13 protein-coding genes are annotated in these 17350 nt (G+C 58.7%); 6 read left to right on the forward strand and 7 right to left on the reverse strand.

Going from position 1 to position 17350, the window contains the following annotated elements; all coding sequences use genetic code 11:
- Nucleotides 1-202 precede the first annotated feature (202 nt).
- A complete protein-coding gene (locus tag IB252_RS27145) occupies nucleotides 203-4051 on the reverse strand; it encodes a bifunctional diguanylate cyclase/phosphodiesterase (protein WP_192410856.1) in 3849 nt (1282 codons plus the stop codon).
- A gap of 283 nt (nucleotides 4052-4334) precedes the next feature.
- On the opposite strand from IB252_RS27145, the gene ettA reads away from it, so the two are divergent.
- Nucleotides 4335-5999, forward strand: coding sequence for an energy-dependent translational throttle protein EttA (ettA, locus tag IB252_RS27150; RefSeq protein ID WP_192410857.1), 1665 nt, complete (start codon nucleotides 4335-4337; stop codon nucleotides 5997-5999).
- 158 nt (nucleotides 6000-6157) lie between these two features.
- Here ettA and IB252_RS27155 read toward each other — a convergent pair whose 3' ends face one another.
- The 4 genes from IB252_RS27155 to IB252_RS27170 form a co-directional block, all read right to left on the reverse strand.
- Nucleotides 6158-6652 (reverse strand): GreA/GreB family elongation factor, encoded by a 495-nt coding sequence (locus tag IB252_RS27155; protein WP_192410858.1) that lies wholly within the window; start codon nucleotides 6650-6652, stop codon nucleotides 6158-6160.
- A gap of 70 nt (nucleotides 6653-6722) precedes the next feature.
- On the reverse strand, nucleotides 6723-7079 hold the full coding sequence (locus IB252_RS27160) for a hypothetical protein (RefSeq protein ID WP_008154250.1): 357 nt from the start codon (nucleotides 7077-7079) through the stop codon (nucleotides 6723-6725).
- A gap of 196 nt (nucleotides 7080-7275) precedes the next feature.
- Nucleotides 7276-9129: a DUF4105 domain-containing protein gene (locus IB252_RS27165; RefSeq protein ID WP_192410859.1), complete on the reverse strand. Its 1854-nt coding sequence runs from the start codon at nucleotides 9127-9129 to the stop codon at nucleotides 7276-7278.
- 104 nt (nucleotides 9130-9233) lie between these two features.
- On the reverse strand, nucleotides 9234-9722 hold the full coding sequence (locus tag IB252_RS27170; protein ID WP_111451104.1) for a DUF3015 domain-containing protein: 489 nt from the start codon (nucleotides 9720-9722) through the stop codon (nucleotides 9234-9236).
- 276 nt (nucleotides 9723-9998) lie between these two features.
- Between IB252_RS27170 and IB252_RS27175 the strand changes: the two genes are divergently transcribed.
- Both IB252_RS27175 and IB252_RS27180 read left to right on the forward strand, forming a co-directional pair.
- Nucleotides 9999-12437, forward strand: coding sequence for a Lon protease family protein (locus IB252_RS27175; protein WP_008154256.1), 2439 nt, complete (start codon nucleotides 9999-10001; stop codon nucleotides 12435-12437).
- 319 nt (nucleotides 12438-12756) lie between these two features.
- Nucleotides 12757-13098, forward strand: a complete 342-nt coding sequence (locus IB252_RS27180) for a hypothetical protein (RefSeq protein WP_008154258.1) — start codon at nucleotides 12757-12759, stop codon at nucleotides 13096-13098.
- Between the two features lie 5 nt (nucleotides 13099-13103).
- On the opposite strand, the gene IB252_RS27185 is transcribed toward IB252_RS27180, so the two are convergent.
- On the reverse strand, nucleotides 13104-14933 hold the full coding sequence (locus IB252_RS27185) for a hypothetical protein (RefSeq protein ID WP_192410860.1): 1830 nt from the start codon (nucleotides 14931-14933) through the stop codon (nucleotides 13104-13106).
- A 159-nt stretch (nucleotides 14934-15092) separates the two neighbouring features.
- On the opposite strand from IB252_RS27185, the gene IB252_RS27190 reads away from it, so the two are divergent.
- From IB252_RS27190 to IB252_RS27200, 3 genes are all read left to right on the forward strand, one after another.
- Nucleotides 15093-15581 (forward strand): TIGR00645 family protein, encoded by a 489-nt coding sequence (locus tag IB252_RS27190; protein WP_033054284.1) that lies wholly within the window; start codon nucleotides 15093-15095, stop codon nucleotides 15579-15581.
- Between the two features lie 133 nt (nucleotides 15582-15714).
- Nucleotides 15715-16014, forward strand: coding sequence for a DUF6482 family protein (locus IB252_RS27195; protein WP_192410861.1), 300 nt, complete (start codon nucleotides 15715-15717; stop codon nucleotides 16012-16014).
- A gap of 121 nt (nucleotides 16015-16135) precedes the next feature.
- Nucleotides 16136-16753 carry an FKBP-type peptidyl-prolyl cis-trans isomerase gene (locus IB252_RS27200; RefSeq protein WP_008154266.1) on the forward strand — a complete coding sequence of 206 codons (618 nt, stop codon included), beginning with the start codon at nucleotides 16136-16138 and terminating at the stop codon, nucleotides 16751-16753.
- A 134-nt stretch (nucleotides 16754-16887) separates the two neighbouring features.
- On the opposite strand, the gene IB252_RS27205 is transcribed toward IB252_RS27200, so the two are convergent.
- Nucleotides 16888-17145, reverse strand: coding sequence for a hypothetical protein (locus tag IB252_RS27205; protein WP_018925879.1), 258 nt, complete (start codon nucleotides 17143-17145; stop codon nucleotides 16888-16890).
- Nucleotides 17146-17350 lie beyond the last annotated feature (205 nt).

Genomic DNA, 17350 nt, shown 5'->3' on the forward strand with positions numbered 1-17350 from the left:
TAACCCAATGGGTTTTAGATGGCATATGAAAGGACATCATGTCGCAGACAAGTGGGCTTCATGACGGGATCGGTGGTGATCATGCTGGCCCAAATCGCCAGCAGGCTGGCTCCCACAGTAGATCTTCAGTGGCCCCAAATCTTGTGTACAGCCAAAAAACCTGTGGGAGCCAGCCTGCTGGCGATGGCCTTCCTACAAAATTTCAGTCGAACATGAAGAGCGCATCATTGCTGAACTGCGCTTCAAACCGGTTCGCCGGCATCGGCCGCCCGAACAGATACCCCTGAACCTCGTCGCAACCATGCTCACGCAGGAAGTCGAGTTGCTCGTGGGTTTCCACGCCCTCGGCGATCACCGCCAGATTGAGACTGTGGGCCATGGCGATGATCGCGCGGGCAATCTGTGCATCCTGCTCACCCGACGGCAGGCCGTCGACGAAGGTGCGGTCGATTTTCAGCACGTCGATCGGGAACTGCTTGAGGTAGTTGAGCGATGAGTAACCGGTGCCGAAGTCGTCGACCGCAATGCTCAGGCCGAGATTTTTCAACCCGGCGAGAATCTGCATCGCTTCGCTGACTTCGCGCATCAGGATACTTTCGGTCAGTTCCAGCTCCAGGCACGCTGGTGGCAGGCCGGTTTCCTTGAGGATGGTGGCGATCCGGGTCCCGAGTTGGCCGTCGGAGAACTGCCGGGCCGAAATGTTCACCGACACCTTCGGCACCCGAACCTTGGCCTGATGCCAGGTCTTGAGCTGACGGCAGGCCTCGCTGATCACCCAGTCGCCGACATCCACCACCAGGCCGAGCTCTTCGAGCACCGGAATGAAGTCTCCCGGCGGCACCAGGCCGCGTCGCGGATGGCGCCAGCGCAGCAAGGCTTCAGCGCCGGTCAGGCGTTTGCCATCGCCGCTGAACTGCGGTTGGTAGTAGAGGACGAATTCGTTCTGTTCCAGGGCGTGACGCAAGTCGCTTTCCAGCTCCAGACGCTCCAGGGCGCTGGCGTTCATGTCGGCTTGATAGAACTGGAAGTTGTTCTTGCCACGCTCCTTGGCGTGATACATCGCGGTGTCGGCGTTTTTCATCAGCTGGCTGAGTTCGTTACCGTCCTGAGGGCTCAGGGCGATGCCGATACTGGCGGTGACGAAGAACTCGCGGCCTTCAAGCACGAACGGTTTCACCAGGCTGGCGAGAATCTGTTCGGCCACATGAATCGCCCGGTTCAAGGCAATTTCACGGTTGGCCCGCGGTTGCAGGAGCAAGGTGAACTCATCGCCGCCCATGCGCGCCACGGTGTCGTCATCATCGACACAGCCGAGCAGGCGCGTGGCCATTTCCTTGAGCATGCGATCGCCGGCGGCGTGGCCCAGGGAGTCGTTGATCGGTTTGAAGCGGTCCAGGTCGAGGAACATCAGCACCACCCAGGACTTCTGCCGTTCGGCCGATTGCAGCGCCGAGTGCAGACGATCCTGGAACAGCGTGCGGTTGGGCAGGTGGGTCAGGGCGTCGTAATAGGCGAGGCGGTGAATCCGCTGCTCACTGGCCTTGCGTTCGCTGATGTCGCTGAAGAAGCACACGTAGCTGGCCAGATCGCCTTCGTCATCCAGCACCGCCGTGATCCCGACCCAGGCCGGGTAATGCTCGCCATTGCGTCGTTTGAGCCAGACTTCGCCTTCCCACGTGCTGTGCTGATGCAATTGCTTGAGCACATAACGCAGATGGGCTTCCTGCTGCTCGTCGACGGTCAGCATGTTCGGCAACTGGTCGAGCACCTGCTCCACCGCATAACCGCTGACACGGCTGAAGGCTTCGTTAGCCTGGACGATGTAGCCGGCCGGGTCGGTGATCAGGATCGCAGAAGTCGAGTGCTCAAATACGGTCGCGGCCATGCGCAGGTCTTTTTCGGCCCGGCGTTGCTGGCTGATGTCGCGACCGACGCCCAGCACGCCTTCGAATGCACCGTGTTCGTCCCAGACCAGCACCAGCCGCAGTTCGATCGGAATCTTGCGCCCGTCGGCCCGCAGGCAATCGAACAAAAACAGTTGGGTCTGCACCTGGCTGCGCAACAGCGCCAGTTGCTCGGGTTTATTCAGCGCTTTGCTGACCCGGTCCATCAGTTGATAAATGCCGGTCAGCTGTTGTGGGTTGGCGATGGTCGATTGCCAGCCGTTCTGGAAAATCCAGTCGGCGTCGTAGCCCAGCACGGCTTGCACCGACGGGCTGACGTAGTTGAGCGCCATCTTGCTGTCGGTTGAGAAAATCACGTCGCTGATGCTTTCGGCGAGCATCCGGTAGCGCTGCTCACTGTCGCGCAGGGACTCACTGGCCTCAATCTGATCGGTGATGTCCTTGGCCACGCCGATGATTCGCGTGACCTGATCGTGCTTGTCCCGCGCCAGCGCCTGTTCGCGGATGTCGAAGCGCCGCCATTTACCGTCCCGGTGGCGGAAGCGCAGCTGGCATTGCATCAGTTGTCGGTAACCGGCCTGGCGCTGGGTCTGGCGCGAGCGGTGGTAGAAGTCGGCATCTTCGGGGTGCAGCAGAATTTCCCAGAAATACTCGCCCATCTGGTGCAGTTCGGTACGGTTGTAACCGAGCGTCTGGCCCAGGTGGTGGTTGCTGAAAATCATTCGCTGGCTGATCACGTCCTGCACGTACAGATGATCCGGCACGGTGCGCACCACGTCGGACCAGAATCCTTCACGCTCCAACAGCGACAGTTCGACGAGCTTGCGACTGGTGATGTCGGTGATGCTCAGGATCACCGCTTTATAGTCGTCCTGGTCTTCCGGCAGACGCAGCACCAGCCACAAGTGCTGGTCGCGGCCATTGGCGTCTTGCAGTTTGATTTCCAGTTCAAGCTGTTTCTGCTGGTTGAGCACTGCGTCGAGCACTTGATTGCCGATGGCTGTGCCGTCCTGCGGGTTACCGTCGATCAGCAGTTTCCAGGCTTGATCGCAGGTGTTGACGTTGAGCAGTTGCAGGGCGACCAGGTTGACTTCGGTGATGCGCAGTTCCTGCAGCAGGTGCTGGCGCTGTTGCGGTGTTTCGAGCCAGGCCTTCAGTTGCTCGCTGCTGTGCAACTGAGCATTGTCGAAGACGCTTTTGAGCCCGGACACGTCGAGTACACACAAGGCGACGCCGGTGCCTTCGAAAATATCCTGGTAGCGTCGACGGCCTTCGTGCACCTGGCGTTGGCGGCGGCGTATGTTCAGCAGGGCGATGAACGGCAGGAGCGAGAAGGCCAGGCCCAGAAGGCATTTGCCAATGAACGCCGGCAGCAGGTGTTCGATCACCCGTTGCCGGTCGAACAACCCGCGCAGTTGCCAGTCGCTGCTGCTCAGGGGCACGGTCAGCACGCTGTTGGCCAGCTCATCCGGTGTTATCACCGCCGGCGTGGCCGAGGGCTGCCCATCGTCGCGGCTGATGATCTGGTGATTGACGCGGTTTTCCACCACCCACAGCGGGCGAATACCGGTTTCGTTTTGTTTGGTCAGCGAAGAGAAAAATGTCGGCGTCAGGCGCAGAGCCCAGTAGCCGCGGGTGCTGCCGCTGGCTTGATGCAGCAGTAGATGCACCACCGAACCGTCATTGGCGTTGCTGAAATAGTGGGCCTGGGCGCGACTGCGCCGTACCAGTTCGCTCAGGTAGTCGGCGTCATCGCTGTTGTCGGCGCTGTCGGTGAGGACTTTCCCGGAAGGGCTGAGCAACGCGAGGCTACGCAGCTCGGGCAAGGATTTCTGCAGTTTGCGAAACAGCGCCTGCTGTTCGTCGGCGCTTTGCGGTTGTTCGACGATCGGTAGCAGGTTGAGGGCGATCTGGGCGTTGAGCGCCATGTTCAGGCTGACTTGCGAGGCCAGATCGGCGGTGTAGTCGATGGTGTACTGACGCTGGTTTTTCTGGGTTTCGCGAAGCTGATCCAGCAATTGCCAAAACAGCAGCGCGAGCAACATCAGCGCGAGCGCCGCCAGCGCGCCCTTCAGGGACCCACGCAGGGGTGAGCCGGTCGCAGGATTGAGTGCGCTCACGGAAGAAGGTGGGGTGACATTAGACAAACTGTAATCCTGCGGTTTGGCTGGACTGGCGCGACGTGCACTATAAGCCGGACGCCCGGAGGGCGGCTAGCATGCCCTGAGTTGTGGCAAAGTGCCAGTCCCGCTCGGCTGGACTGCCTTCCGTCAATCAGGTAGCTTTGCCGGTTACGCGGGAGCGTTCCAGCTCCTAGAATCAGGTTTTTTCAGCGCGCAGCATTGATCGCTATCAATCGTCGACGCGCACAACCTGGACGGGCATCGCCCGCGCCCCAATCATTCATCGTTCACTGACCCTAGGTTCTCCATGGCTCAATACGTATTCACCATGCATCGGCTGGGTAAAGTTGTTCCGCCGAAGCGGGAAATCCTGAAAAACATTTCGCTGTCGTTCTTCCCGGGCGCCAAGATTGGCGTGCTCGGCCTCAACGGTTCGGGTAAGTCCACGCTGCTGAAAATCATGGCCGGCGTCGACACCGAGTTCGAGGGCGAAGCCCGTCCGATGCCAGATCTGAACATCGGCTACCTGCCGCAAGAACCGATCCTGGACCCGACCAAGACCGTGCGTGAAGTGGTCGAGGAAGCGGTCAGCGTGATCAAGAACGCCCAGGCGCGCCTGGACGAGGTCTACGCGGCTTACGCCGATGAAGATGCCGACTTCGACAAACTGGCCGCCGAACAGGCCAAGCTCGAAGCCATCCTGCAGGCCAGCGACGGTCACAACCTGGATCGCCAACTGGAAGTCGCCGCCGATGCGCTGCGTCTGCCGGCCTGGGATGCCAAGGTCGAATTCCTGTCCGGTGGTGAGAAGCGTCGTGTGGCCCTGTGCCGCCTGCTGCTGTCCGCCCCCGACATGCTGCTGCTCGACGAACCGACCAACCACCTGGACGCCGATTCCGTTGCCTGGCTGGAGCACTTCCTGCACGATTTCCCGGGCACCGTGGTTGCGATCACGCACGACCGTTACTTCCTGGACAACGTTGCCGGCTGGATCCTCGAGCTCGACCGCGGCGCCGGTATCCCGTACGAGGGCAACTATTCGGGTTGGCTCGAAGCCAAGTCCGATCGTCTGGCTGCCGAATCCAAGCAGCAGTCGGCCCACGAAAAAGCCATGAAGGAAGAACTGGAGTGGGTGCGCAAAGGCGCCAAGGCCCGCCAGTCCAAATCCAAGGCTCGTCTGCAACGCTTCGAAGAAATGCAATCGCAGGAATTCCAGAAGCGCAGCGAAACCAACGAGATCTACATCCCGGCCGGTCCACGCCTGGGCGACAAGGTCATCGAATTCAAGAACGTTTCCAAGGGGTATGGCGATCGCGTGCTGATCGACAACCTGTCGTTCTCCATGCCTAAAGGCGCCATCGTTGGCGTGATCGGCGGTAACGGTGCCGGTAAATCGACCCTGTTCCGCATGCTGATGGGCAAGGAAACACCGGATTCGGGCACCATCGAAGTCGGCGAAACCGTGCAACTGGCGTGCGTCGATCAGAGCCGGGAAGACCTGGACGGCAGCAAGACTGTGTTCCAGCAAATCTCTGACGGTTCGGATCAGATCCGCATCGGCAATTACGAGATCCCGTCGCGCACCTACGTCGGTCGCTTCAACTTCAAGGGCGGCGATCAGCAGAAGTTCGTCAAGGACCTGTCCGGTGGTGAGCGCGGTCGCTTGCACCTGGCCCTGACCCTGAAAGAGGGCGGCAACGTCCTGCTGCTCGACGAGCCGTCCAACGACCTCGACGTTGAAACCCTGCGTTCCCTGGAAGAAGCCCTGCTGGACTTCCCGGGCGCTGCCATTGTGATCTCTCACGATCGGTGGTTCCTTGACCGCGTCGCGACTCACATCCTGGCGTACGAAGACGACTCGCAAGCGGTGTTCTTCGAAGGCAACTACACCGAGTACGAAGCCGATCGCCGCAAACGCCTGGGCGAAGCGGCGACTCAGCCGCACCGTGTACGGCACAAGAAACTGGCCTGATTTCAGGTTGGTTGCATGAAAAAACGGAGCCTTCGGGGCTCCGTTTTTTTATGGGGTTTTAGATAGACCATTAGGCCGCCATCGCGAGCAGGCTCGCTCCCACAGGGGAGTGCATTTCAAGTGTGGGAGCGAGCCTGCTCGCGATGGCGGCCTAATGGTCACTCAATATCTATATTCAAAACCTCAATCACCAAATCCCCCACCGGCCGCTTCCAGACCACCTCATCTCCGACCTGCGCGCCCAACAGTGCCCGACCCAATGGCGAACCCCAGTTGATCAGCCCACTCGCCGCATCCGCCTGATCCTCGCCCACCAACTGCACACGCTGCTCGTTGCCCTGTTCATCGGCAAACGTCACCCAGGCGCCAATCTGTACTTTGTCAGTCGAAGAGGCCGGGACGACTAACTGAGCGCTTTGCAATCGCTGGTTGAAATACCGCCAGTCACGCTCAAGGTCAGCCTGGCGCTGTTTGTCGGCCAGTTCAGCTTTGGCACTCTGTTCATTGAGCAGGTTCTGCACCTCGGCCAGTTTCGCCTGAAGCTGGGCGAGCCCGGCCGGGGTGACGTAGTTGGGCTGCGCACTGACCTGCCGTTCGACGGGCTGATCGGCTTGCGCGGCGGCGTTATCTTCATTGACGAAGGCGCGACTCATGGTTTTCTCCCGTTATAGGGTTTGGGCCATGGTCGCAGGCTTTTAGTTTCGACCTATATCTGTCAGCGACTTATTGCGAGCGAAAAGCACGAGCAGCGTCCTGATCCTTCTGCTGCTGCCAGGCCTTTTCGCGCTCGTCCCAATGGTGGCTGCGATAATCCTCACGGTCCTCGCTTTCGCGCATCGCCTGACACTGACGGAAGCCATCGCTCCAGCCCTCGGCGTATTGCTTGTCCTTGAGGTAACGCGGAACGTTTTTACGAAACTCTCCGGTGATTGCCCCTGCCGCTTGCCGGCCACTGCTGCAACCGTCATCGAAGCCATCGGCGAATGCCGGTGGATAACCCTTGGCGATCAGATCCTCGTGGGTCGTCTGGCAACCCGCGATCAACATCAGCAAACCCACCACACCCACGCAACGCCACATCTCAGACTCCCAGACCGTCAACGGCCTATAAGAGAAGTCTAGGAGTGGATTCGTGAGCGGGATGTGAAAGAGATATCAAAAGATCGCAGCCCTGTAGGAGCACAGCTTGCTGGCGATGGCATCACCTCGGTCTATCTGAATAACCGCGTCGATATCATCGCCAGCAAGCTGTGCTCCTACAGGTAGTGCGGGGCGGTTAGTAGTGATACCACTTCATCTCAAGCATCACTTCGTTCTCGGGCGAAGCCAGGTGGCTGAATTCGCGCTGGGCACTCAGGCGTAAACCCAGGTTGCGCGACAATTCCCACTGCTGATTCAGACTCACGCTACGGCGCACTTCGCCATTGGTGAAGAAGTCGCCCTTGGCTTCCAGGCTGAAGTTGCCCAGCGGATTTTTCCACAGCGCACCGCTGTTGAAGCCCGCCGCTGGCGCGATGAAACCGGCAAAGTCGTTGTTGTGTTCAATGCGCACGGTGCCCAATGCAAAGCCGAGCATGTCGTCGCCCAGTTGCCAGGTCCCGCCACCGCCACCATTGACGTGGCTGACCAGGGTTTCGTCGTCATGCTTACCCGGCACGCGCTCCAGGCCGCCGGTAACTTGCCACGAGAGTGGCTGCAGCAATTCATTGCGCGGGGTCAGGGAACGGATGGTCGCCAGGTCCAATTGCTGCAACTGCCAGTGATTGCCTTCGTACTGGCGCAGTTTCATTTGCAGGATTTCAATTTGCGCGCCGAGGGGGAAACTCTCGGCGTTGTCGTTGAGGTCGTGATACGCCATGCGCAAGCCGTACTCGCCAAACGCCTTGTCGCCTCGAGTGCCGATACCGGCCTGCCAGGTACGCGATTCATGGCCATCTTCAGGCAGGCCGGGTTGCGGGATGTCCAGTTCCGGTGCCGGGTTCTGGTTGATCGCCCGCAGCAGTTCGAAACTGCGCTGGGCCCGTTGCGGATCACGCTCTTGGCCGTTGGCTCGGTAGCGCTCCAGGCGGTAGGCGGCGTCGATGATCAGCGCCTGACGATCCTTGGGTTGAGCCTTGAACGCCGGGTCTTGCAGTTGCTTCTGGTCGGCACTGACTTTCAGCACCCAATCCTGTTCTTCAGTGGTCAATGGTTCGGCGCGGCTCAGCAGTTCACGTTCGCGAGACGGTCGATACTGAATGGATTCCACCAGTCCTGCTTCTTTCACCGCTTTGACGGTGTCGGTAGGAATTGCGGTGAGCGGGAATTGTTCGGTCAGTCGCAGGCTCGGACGGGCGACTTGCAGCAATTCCAGCAGGCGATAAGAGCAGTTTTCGTCGAAGAAAAAATAGTCGAACTGGATCTGCTTGAGCTCCCAGACGTGCTCGACCATGCGTTCGGTTTCTGCCTGGGTCAGATTGAGGCGGTACTCCCACAGATCGCGATTCTCGAGGCTGCGGTACTCCGAGAGTTTTTCTTGATAGGGCACCAGGGCAAACAAGCCGGGATAGCCGCCCATCAAGCCTTTCCAGGCATACAGGATGCTGTTGTCCGAGCCCTCGATGTACGCGCCGAAGTTGATTGCATAACTGAGCAGGGCGGTTTGATCGCTCTGCACATTGGCCTGGTCGATACGCAGCAACGTGTGGCCGAACATCGATGACGGACTGTTCAGATACGCCGCCGGAAAAATCATCACCGCACTGTGGGGCGAAACATCCTTGAACCATTGCTTGAATTCAGTACAGGGAAGCGTCGGCAGATCGGTCAGGTTGAGCTGTGCCTTGAGCCAGCGGGTGCGGGCCGGGTAGACGCATTGCGCATGTTTCTCGCCAGCACTGGCCGGGGCGTACAGCGCTTGCACGGTCGCCGCCAGCTCGTTGTCGGGATGTTCATTGCCGTCGGCGGCAAGGAAGAATTTCTTGTCGCTGACATAGCTGCGCCAGCCGCCGAGTTTGGCGGTTTCGTAGTGACCCAGGGAAATCCAGAAGGGATCATTGGCCAGTTGCTGCAAACGTTGATTGTCGATTTTGGGCGTGGCAGACAGCGGGGCGCAGACACAGAGCGCCAGCCAGGCAAGGCGTTTGAGCATAGTGGGCAACTTAAGTCGGAAGAAACAAAGACCCAAAGGGGCAGGCCAAAAGGGCCAGGTTCAAAAAATAAAACCCGCCCCGAAAAGGAGCGGGCGGGTCGAGCTTAAGCTTGAGTGGCGTACTTGGCCAGACGCGGATCGCTCTTCAGAACGGCCAGGGTGTTGGTATGCACGTCGTCAGCGGTCACGTCAGCCTTGCTGAAGATCTGCTGGAAGTGCTCATGAGTGACAGCGGCGAAATGCGCACGGTCTTCCGGCGCCACGCCCAGTACCACAGCGTAAGTGGTCAGCGCTTCGCCCTGACCTTTAGCCATGTCTTCGGACAGCTCGTTCATCATGCCATTCATGGCAATCCAGGATTTGCCGCCATAGGTCAGCGACGCATTGGTCGCGCAACCGTTGGTACCCGAGGTCATACCGAACGTTGCGTTGCCGGAAGTGCCGTTGGTGGTGGATGCCAGGAAGTGAGCCGGGGTGCCACGCTGACCTTCGAACAGCATGTTGCCCCAACCGCAATCCGGGCCGCCTGGCGCCTGAGCCATGGCATTGAGGGATACAACGGTGAAGAGAGTACCGAGAAGAATCCGTTTCATAGCTTTGTTCTCTTTATGTGCATACCAATGGACAAGGGGTCTGGCCCGATCTGGCGCCAGTGGGCCGGTTATTGTTCCAGCCGCGCAGTTTGGAGTTTAGGCACGTTCCTGGGGTTCCGTGATTTTTTGCGAAACATTCGTTGAAAACGTTGATTTAGACCCGGCCCGCTTGCCGATAGCGCTTTGTCTATGCTTTGGCTAGAGGCGCGCCTTGCAAGTGAGGTATGGGCAGCGCCAGAATGCCGCTATCTGCCCCGCCTGATGTAAGGAAGCCCGATGCCTGATCCTGTTGCTGCCAGCTTGCGTCTAGCGCCTGAAGCGCTGACCCGTCCGTTTTCCGCTGAACAGTTCAGCTTCTCTACCACCAATGATTTGGAGCCCTTCCGCGGTGTGCTTGGCCAGGAACGTGCGGTCGAAGCCTTGCAGTTCGGTGTGGCAATGCCACGCCCCGGTTACAACGTATTTGTCATGGGCGAGCCCGGCACCGGCCGGTTTTCGTTCGTCAAACGCTACCTGAAAGCCGAAGGCAAACGCCTGCAGACCCCGGCGGACTGGGTCTACGTCAACAATTTCGATGATCCTCGCGAACCTCGCGCACTGGAGTTGCCGTCGGGCACCGCCGGCGCCTTTATCGATGACATCAACGGCTTGATCGACAACCTGCTGGCGACTTTTCCGGCCGTGTTCGAGCACCCGTCCTACCAGCAAAAGAAAAGCGCCATCGACCGCGCCTTCAACCAGCGTTACGACAAGGCGCTGGACGTGATCGAGCGCCTGGCGCTGGAGAAGGACGTTGCGCTGTACCGCGACAGTACCAATATCGCCTTCACACCGATGAGCGAAGGCAAGGCCGTGGACGAGGCCGAATTTGCCCAGTTGCCGGAAGCCGATCGCGAGCGTTTTCACGACGACATTGCATGGCTGGAAGAGCGGCTGAACGAAGAACTCGCCAGCCTGCCGCAATGGAAGCGTGAGTCGAGCAATCTACTGCGCCAGCTCAACGAAGAAACCATCACCCTGGCCTTGCAGCCATTGCTTTCTCCGTTATCGGAGAAGTATGCGGAAAACGCGGCGGTCTGCGGTTACCTGCAAGCGATGCAGGTGTACCTGCTCAAGACCGTGGTCGAGCAACTGGTGGACGACAGCAAGACAGACGCCATCGCCCGCAAGCTGCTGGAAGAGCAATACGCGCCGAGCCTGGTGGTCGGTCATCCGTTCAGCGGCGGTGCGCCAGTGGTCTTTGAGCCGCACCCGACATACGAAAACCTGTTCGGCCGCATCGAGTACACCACCGATCAAGGCGCGCTCTACACCACGTATCGACAGTTGCGTCCGGGTGCGCTGCACCGCGCCAACGGCGGCTTCCTGATTCTTGAAGCGGAAAAAATGCTCAGCGAGCCGTTCGTGTGGGATGCGCTCAAACGCGCGCTGCAATCGCGCAAATTGAAAATGGAATCGCCGCTGGGCGAGATGGGCCGTTTCGCCACCGTGACCCTGACTCCGCAACATATTCCGTTGCAGGTCAAAGTGGTCATCATTGGCGCCCGACAGCTCTACTACACGCTGCAGGACCTCGATCCGGACTTCCAGGAGATGTTCCGCGTCCTGGTGGACTTCGACGAAGACATTCCGATGGTCGACGAAAGCCTGGAGCAGTTCGCCCAGTTGCTCAAGACCCGCACTTCCGAAGAAGGCATGGCGCCGCTGACCGCCGATGCGGTGGCGCGTCTGGCGACTTACAGTGCTCGCCTGGCTGAGCACCAGGGGCGTTTGTCGGCGCGGATCGGTGATCTGTTCCAACTGGTCAGCGAGGCGGATTTCATTCGCCAACTGGCCAGTGACGAAATGACCGACGCCGGGCACATCGAACGTGCGCTCAAGGCCAAGGCCACGCGTACCGGGCGCGTCTCGGCGCGGATTCTCGATGACATGCTGGCAGGAATCATCCTGATCGACACCGCTGGTGCGGCGGTCGGCAAGTGCAACGGGCTGACAGTGCTGGAGGTCGGTGACTCGGCGTTCGGTATACCGGCGCGGATCTCCGCAACCGTCTATCCGGGCGGTAGCGGCATCGTCGACATCGAGCGCGAGGTTAACCTCGGTCAGCCGATTCACTCCAAAGGCGTGATGATCCTCACGGGGTATCTGGGCAGTCGTTACGCTCAGGAATTCCCGCTGGCGATTTCCGCGAGTATCGCCCTTGAGCAATCCTACGGTTACGTCGATGGTGATAGTGCATCGTTGGGCGAGGCTTGCACGCTGATTTCGGCGTTGTCGAAAACCCCGCTCAAGCAGTGCTTTGCGATCACCGGTTCGATCAACCAGTTCGGTGAAGTGCAGGCGGTGGGTGGGGTCAATGAGAAGATCGAAGGCTTCTTCCGACTCTGCGAAGCGCGCGGGCTGACCGGTGAGCAGGGCGCAATCATTCCCCACGCCAACGTTGCCACGCTGATGCTCGACGAGAAAGTGCTGACGGCGGTGCGCGCGGGGCAGTTCCACGTCTACGCCGTGCGCCAGGCTGATGAAGCCCTGAGCCTGTTGGTCGGCGAGCCGGCCGGTGCGCCGGACGCTGATGGCCAGTTCCCTGAAGGCAGCGTTAACGCGCGAGTGGTGGAACGCTTGCGGGTTATCGCAGAAATGATCAGCGAAGAAGACCTCAAGGAAGCCGAGAAAGAAGCTGCGCAGGAAGCACTGGTCGAGGCCAAACCGGCCTGACCTATCTGAAGGATCACACCGATCCACTGTGGGAGCGAGCCTGCTCGCGATGAGGCACCGCCATCCAACACATGTGTTGGCTGGAAGTCCGCTATCGCGAGCAGGCTCGCTCCCACACTTGTATTAAGTGAACGCTGAAAAAAGTGCCATCAGTCTGGCGTCAATATTCACACAATGACCATTCGGCGCCTTCTGGTCTCACTTGACGTGCTAGTCAGACTTTTCCTCTATTCTCAGGTCAAGGATATCGACAGTAATCACTGGATCGAGACAGCCCTCCCGTGGGGGCTGAATACCGGATCTACCGAGGGTCGCCGCCATGTCGCGCAACCTCTGCCTCACCCGTCAATGCCTGGGCCTTGTGACCCGTATCGAGTGTGCCATCCGCCCATTGGCGGGGGATACGGGCATGTGGACCTTACTCTTCGCCGCCGGAATGGCTGGCGAACAACCTTCTGCCATTAAAGCCCAGGGCCCGTTTCATGGCCCCTTTGTGGCTGAGTCGATTCTCGACACCATCGTTGAAAGTCTCACCCTGCACGGCTATGAACTGGCCGATGATCCGCAAATCTGGTGCCTGCACCTGCAAGCTCAGCTGCGCGAAATCAATGGTGGCCGCTGCCGCAACACTGGAGGTTTCGAGTTTCGGCCCGAACACTGAACAGGCTATTGAGCAAGGCTGGATGTGTCCGCCTTGTCGAGTTTGACCTCGAAGCCATATTGCACGGTGGAGAGATCGGTTCGTTGATAGGTTTCCAGACGGGTTGGCTGCCCGTAGAAGTAATGCACCCCCAATAATGCCGGGCCTTCTGCGCTCGCATCGTGGCTGACCGACAGAATCTCCTTCAGATAATTGCCGCTGTCGTCCTTGGCGAAGAAACGCCAGTCCTGGGCGGGAAACAGCTTCAGATCAACCACCAGCGCATTGCCTTTAAGCGCCAGGCCTTTGGGCAACTGGTGGGCGTCGATGGTTTTCTTTTCGATGGTGGCGAGAAACAGCGGCATGGAGCCCACCGCATAAGCCGGCGTTTCCGGAAAGAGGTTCAAGTCGTAGGTGATGATGCCGCGCAAGGGATCGACCTGGTAAGCCTCAGGCGGCAATTCGATCGGCTCATCACGCTTGCCGTTACTGTCCTCGGTAAAGAAACTGACCGGGCTTTCGCCGGGGGTGAAGGAGGTGCCGAGCAGCTCGTCATTGAAGCTTCTGGGGTGATCGAACTCGATGCGCGCAGCGCTGAGGTCTTCGACCGACTGACTGATGCGGACGCTTTTTTTCAGTTGTTCCTCGCCCAGTGTGGCGCCCTTGAGCCAGATCGGGGCCTGGTCGTCGTACACCACCACCGGCAGCGTCAGTGGCTGGATGGTCTTTTGCGTGGTGTGTGGGTCGAAGCGACGTACCGGCAAGTTCAGGTCCTTGCGGGTCACCGTGGCGGTTGAAAAGTCCAGTACGCTGACCTCAAGCGTTTCGATCGGCCCGTTGAAGTACACCTTGGAATAATGGTGGCTCTGTTGCTTCTCGAAGGCGCGCTGTTCTTCTTCGATCTGTTTCTCGAAGCTCTCGCTCCAGGCTTTCTGCTGTTGCATTTTCGCCAGTTGCTTTTGATAGAAGGCTATTTGTGCGGAGGTTTCGTTGATCGAGCCTGAGCGCGAGAGAAATTGCCCGGTGCTGTCCTTGGCCTGGACGATCAGCGGGTTCAGCGGTGTTTCGCTGACCTCGGGGGCCAGTGGCGCGCTGTTGTTGAATTCGATTTCGGCGTAGTTGTTTGCAAGGTTCAGCAGGGTGACGCTGAGGTTGTCGTTGGTGCGAGTCTGGCCAACGTCCTTTTTCGTCAGGTCGAAGCTGTAGAGCCGGCGCGGCGCGATGACTTCCACCTTGCCTTGCAGGCTCACCGGTTGTGGCTGGTTCTTGTTTTCAACATCCAGGCCATCGATGAAGGGGTAGGTCACCGTCAGGTCGTCGGGGTTGGTCAGGTTTGAGCTCGATGGGCTCAGTTGAATTCCAGGATCGGTTTCTGACCATTCCGGCTGAAACGGGATGACGCGTTTGTTGCTCAAAGTCACCGATTGCCATTCAAGACTATGAGGAAAGAGAAACGCGACCGGAATGTTGAAGTTGAAGGGGAACACCGGTTGCAGGTCGGTCAGGTAGTCGGAACCGGAATCTCTATGCAGCACCAACAGGCCGTTGATGTAGGTGTCGACCAAGGCTTGTGGAGTGGGGTAGTGCTTGAGGACGGCGAGGGCGTCTTCGCCATATTCTGTTTCCACCGGTTTGCTGTCGAGCTTGAGCTGGGCACGCTCAAGCAGCAACAGTGAGCCACCGAGTTCAGCCACGGCATCCTTGAGTTTCGGGTCCTGAATCGCATCCAGAGACTTCTCGAACTGCGCCGTCTTTTCCTTGAGGCTGACCTGGCGCTTCTCATCGCTGGGTGAGCAGGCACTCATCAGCAAAGCCAGGCAAATGCCGGCGCTCGTCAAAGGCAATCGCACATCCATTTCCCGTCTTCCTGTCCGATGTCGCTGAGCTGTCAATACTTTGGACACTAGCAGAAAAACCTTGTCACACACGCGCAGGTTGCGGATTTCCCAACGGTTTCTGGGTGTGACAGGCGGCTGTTATACTCGCGGCCATTTCCAGGCCTTGTGTGAGATTTGATGGAACGCTTTATCGAAAATGCAATGTACGCCAGCCGCTGGCTGCTGGCGCCGATCTACTTCGGTCTGTCCCTTGGGCTGCTGGCCCTGGCGCTGAAATTCTTCCAGGAAGTGTTCCACGTCATCCCTAACGTGTTCTCGATGGCCGAGTCGGATCTGATTCTGGTGCTGCTGTCACTGATCGACATGGCGCTGGTAGGCGGTTTGCTGGTGATGGTGATGATTTCCGGTTACGAGAACTTCGTTTCCCAACTGGACATCGACGACGACAAGGAAAAGCTCAACTGGCTGGGCACCATGGATTCCTCTTCATTGAAGATGAAGGTGGCCGCTTCCATCGTGGCCATTTCTTCCATCCACCTGCTGCGGATTTTCATGGACGCCAAGAACGTCGATCCCGAGCATTTGAAGTGGTACGTGATTATCCACATGACCTTCGTGATTTCGGCGTTTGCCATGGGTTATCTGGATAAGCTGACCAAGCACTGATCGCTTTTTATCGCTATACCCAACCGCCCGTCTGTTGCGAAACAGACGGGCGGTGTCGTTTGTGGCTTGTACTTTGATGCGCCGAGGCCTATGCCTGTAATGATCTTGGCTCGCCATTGCGTGAGGTGTGTTCATGGACCTGAAAGAGTTGAATGCTTATGCCATCGCCGGGAAGATCGATGAGCTCAACCTGATTTCAATGGAAGGTGGGATCTACCTGTTGGAAGCGCGGATGCATGGCGCGGCGTACCCGTTGAGCGATGCCCATGGCCAGATGTTTCATTTGCGTTCGGTCGAGCATGCCCGTGAAGTGCTTCATGCCTTTCCCAGCTTGCCGTTCAACCTTGTACATGTTTCGGTTCATGACGAGATGTGTGGGCTCGGTGCCAGCTCCGAGGTGAGCCTGAAGGTACCGATTGCGTGGCACCACTGACGCCCCTCATCAACGCGATAGCATCTGTGCTAGTCTGCTGGCCCTTTTGGTTCCGGGCGCTCCGGGACGCGCTGTGTACGCACGGCTAGTTCCAGGGTCGTCCGCACAGCGGAGCAGTGTCATGTCCGAAGTAAATCTGTCCACCGACGAAACCCGCGTCAGCTACGGTATTGGCCGTCAGCTGGGCGATCAACTGCGCGACAACCCGCCACCGGGCGTTAACCTGGACGCGATCCTGGCAGGTCTGACCGACGCTTTCGCCGGCAAGGAAAGCCGTGTAGGTCAGGAAGAAATGTCCGCGAGCTTCAAGGTCATTCGCGAAATCATGCAAGCTGAAGCAGCAGCCAAAGCTGAAGCCGCTGCTGGCGAAGGCCTGGCATTCCTGGCTGAAAACGCCAAGCGTGATGGCATCACCACCCTGGCTTCCGGCCTGCAATTCGAAGTGCTGACTCAAGGTGAAGGCGCCAAGCCAACCCGTGAAGATCAAGTGCGCACTCACTACCACGGCACCCTGATCGACGGCACTGTGTTCGACAGCTCCTACGATCGTGGTCAGCCTGCAGAATTCCCGGTTGGCGGCGTGATCGCTGGCTGGACCGAAGCCCTGCAACTGATGAACGCCGGCAGCAAATGGCGTCTGTACGTGCCGAGCGAACTGGCTTACGGCGCTCAAGGCGTTGGCAGCATTCCGCCGCACAGCGTACTGGTATTCGACGTCGAGCTGCTCGACGTTCTGTAATACCTGGCTCGATATCACATCGGGCTAATGTGGGAGCGAGCCTGCTCGCGATAGCGGCATAACAATCGACAGAAGTGTTGAATGCTAGTCAGCCTTCGCGAGCAGGCTCGCTCCCACAGTTTTTGCAGTGATCTTCATACCTCGAACTTTGTATTGAGATCATGAGACGGGCGCAATGCCCGGGCATAGCAGAACAGAAACAGATTGCGCACCAGTTCCTTGAGCACCACCGGCTCGCTGGAACTCAAGCCGTTGACGTCCAGATCACCCTGATCCTGCAATTCGTTCAAGGCTTCTTCTTCAAGCACCGCACAGACTTCCCCGGTTTCCCGATGCAGGATCCTGAGGTACGGGTGTGGGCGGTCCAGCCAGGCATCGATCAAATAAGTCATGGGTCTCATCTCCATTGACGGGTTTCAATGAGAATAATTCTTATTCGCCAAATAGCAAGGACCTATTGGCGGTTTGGGTTTTTTTAGGGGTAAAGGTTGCGTAAGGTCAAAACGGCTGGCGTTTGGCTATTGCGAGGGATTGTTGGGCGAAGCGGGGGAGGGTGAAGCACCATCCCACGCAGGACGCGGGATGGAATACAGCAGG

Origin of the sequence: Pseudomonas sp. PDM10, assembly GCF_014852295.1 — a bacterium.
Lineage (GTDB): Bacteria > Pseudomonadota > Gammaproteobacteria > Pseudomonadales > Pseudomonadaceae > Aquipseudomonas.

Excerpts from the sequence above, each read along its gene's own strand:
- ettA (WP_192410857.1), top strand. The coding sequence starts at position 4,335 with ATGGCTCAATACGTATTCACCATGCATCGGCTGGGTAAAGTTGTTCCG.
- IB252_RS27155 (WP_192410858.1), bottom strand. The coding sequence starts at position 6,652 with ATGAGTCGCGCCTTCGTCAATGAAGATAACGCCGCCGCGCAAGCCGAT.
- IB252_RS27160 (WP_008154250.1), bottom strand. The coding sequence starts at position 7,079 with ATGTGGCGTTGCGTGGGTGTGGTGGGTTTGCTGATGTTGATCGCGGGT.
- IB252_RS27165 (WP_192410859.1), bottom strand. The coding sequence starts at position 9,129 with ATGCTCAAACGCCTTGCCTGGCTGGCGCTCTGTGTCTGCGCCCCGCTG.
- IB252_RS27170 (WP_111451104.1), bottom strand. The coding sequence starts at position 9,722 with ATGAAACGGATTCTTCTCGGTACTCTCTTCACCGTTGTATCCCTCAAT.
- IB252_RS27175 (WP_008154256.1), top strand. The coding sequence starts at position 9,999 with ATGCCTGATCCTGTTGCTGCCAGCTTGCGTCTAGCGCCTGAAGCGCTG.
- IB252_RS27180 (WP_008154258.1), top strand. The coding sequence starts at position 12,757 with ATGTCGCGCAACCTCTGCCTCACCCGTCAATGCCTGGGCCTTGTGACC.
- IB252_RS27185 (WP_192410860.1), bottom strand. The coding sequence starts at position 14,933 with ATGGATGTGCGATTGCCTTTGACGAGCGCCGGCATTTGCCTGGCTTTG.
- IB252_RS27190 (WP_033054284.1), top strand. The coding sequence starts at position 15,093 with ATGGAACGCTTTATCGAAAATGCAATGTACGCCAGCCGCTGGCTGCTG.
- IB252_RS27195 (WP_192410861.1), top strand. The coding sequence starts at position 15,715 with ATGGACCTGAAAGAGTTGAATGCTTATGCCATCGCCGGGAAGATCGAT.
- IB252_RS27200 (WP_008154266.1), top strand. The coding sequence starts at position 16,136 with ATGTCCGAAGTAAATCTGTCCACCGACGAAACCCGCGTCAGCTACGGT.
- IB252_RS27205 (WP_018925879.1), bottom strand. The coding sequence starts at position 17,145 with ATGACTTATTTGATCGATGCCTGGCTGGACCGCCCACACCCGTACCTC.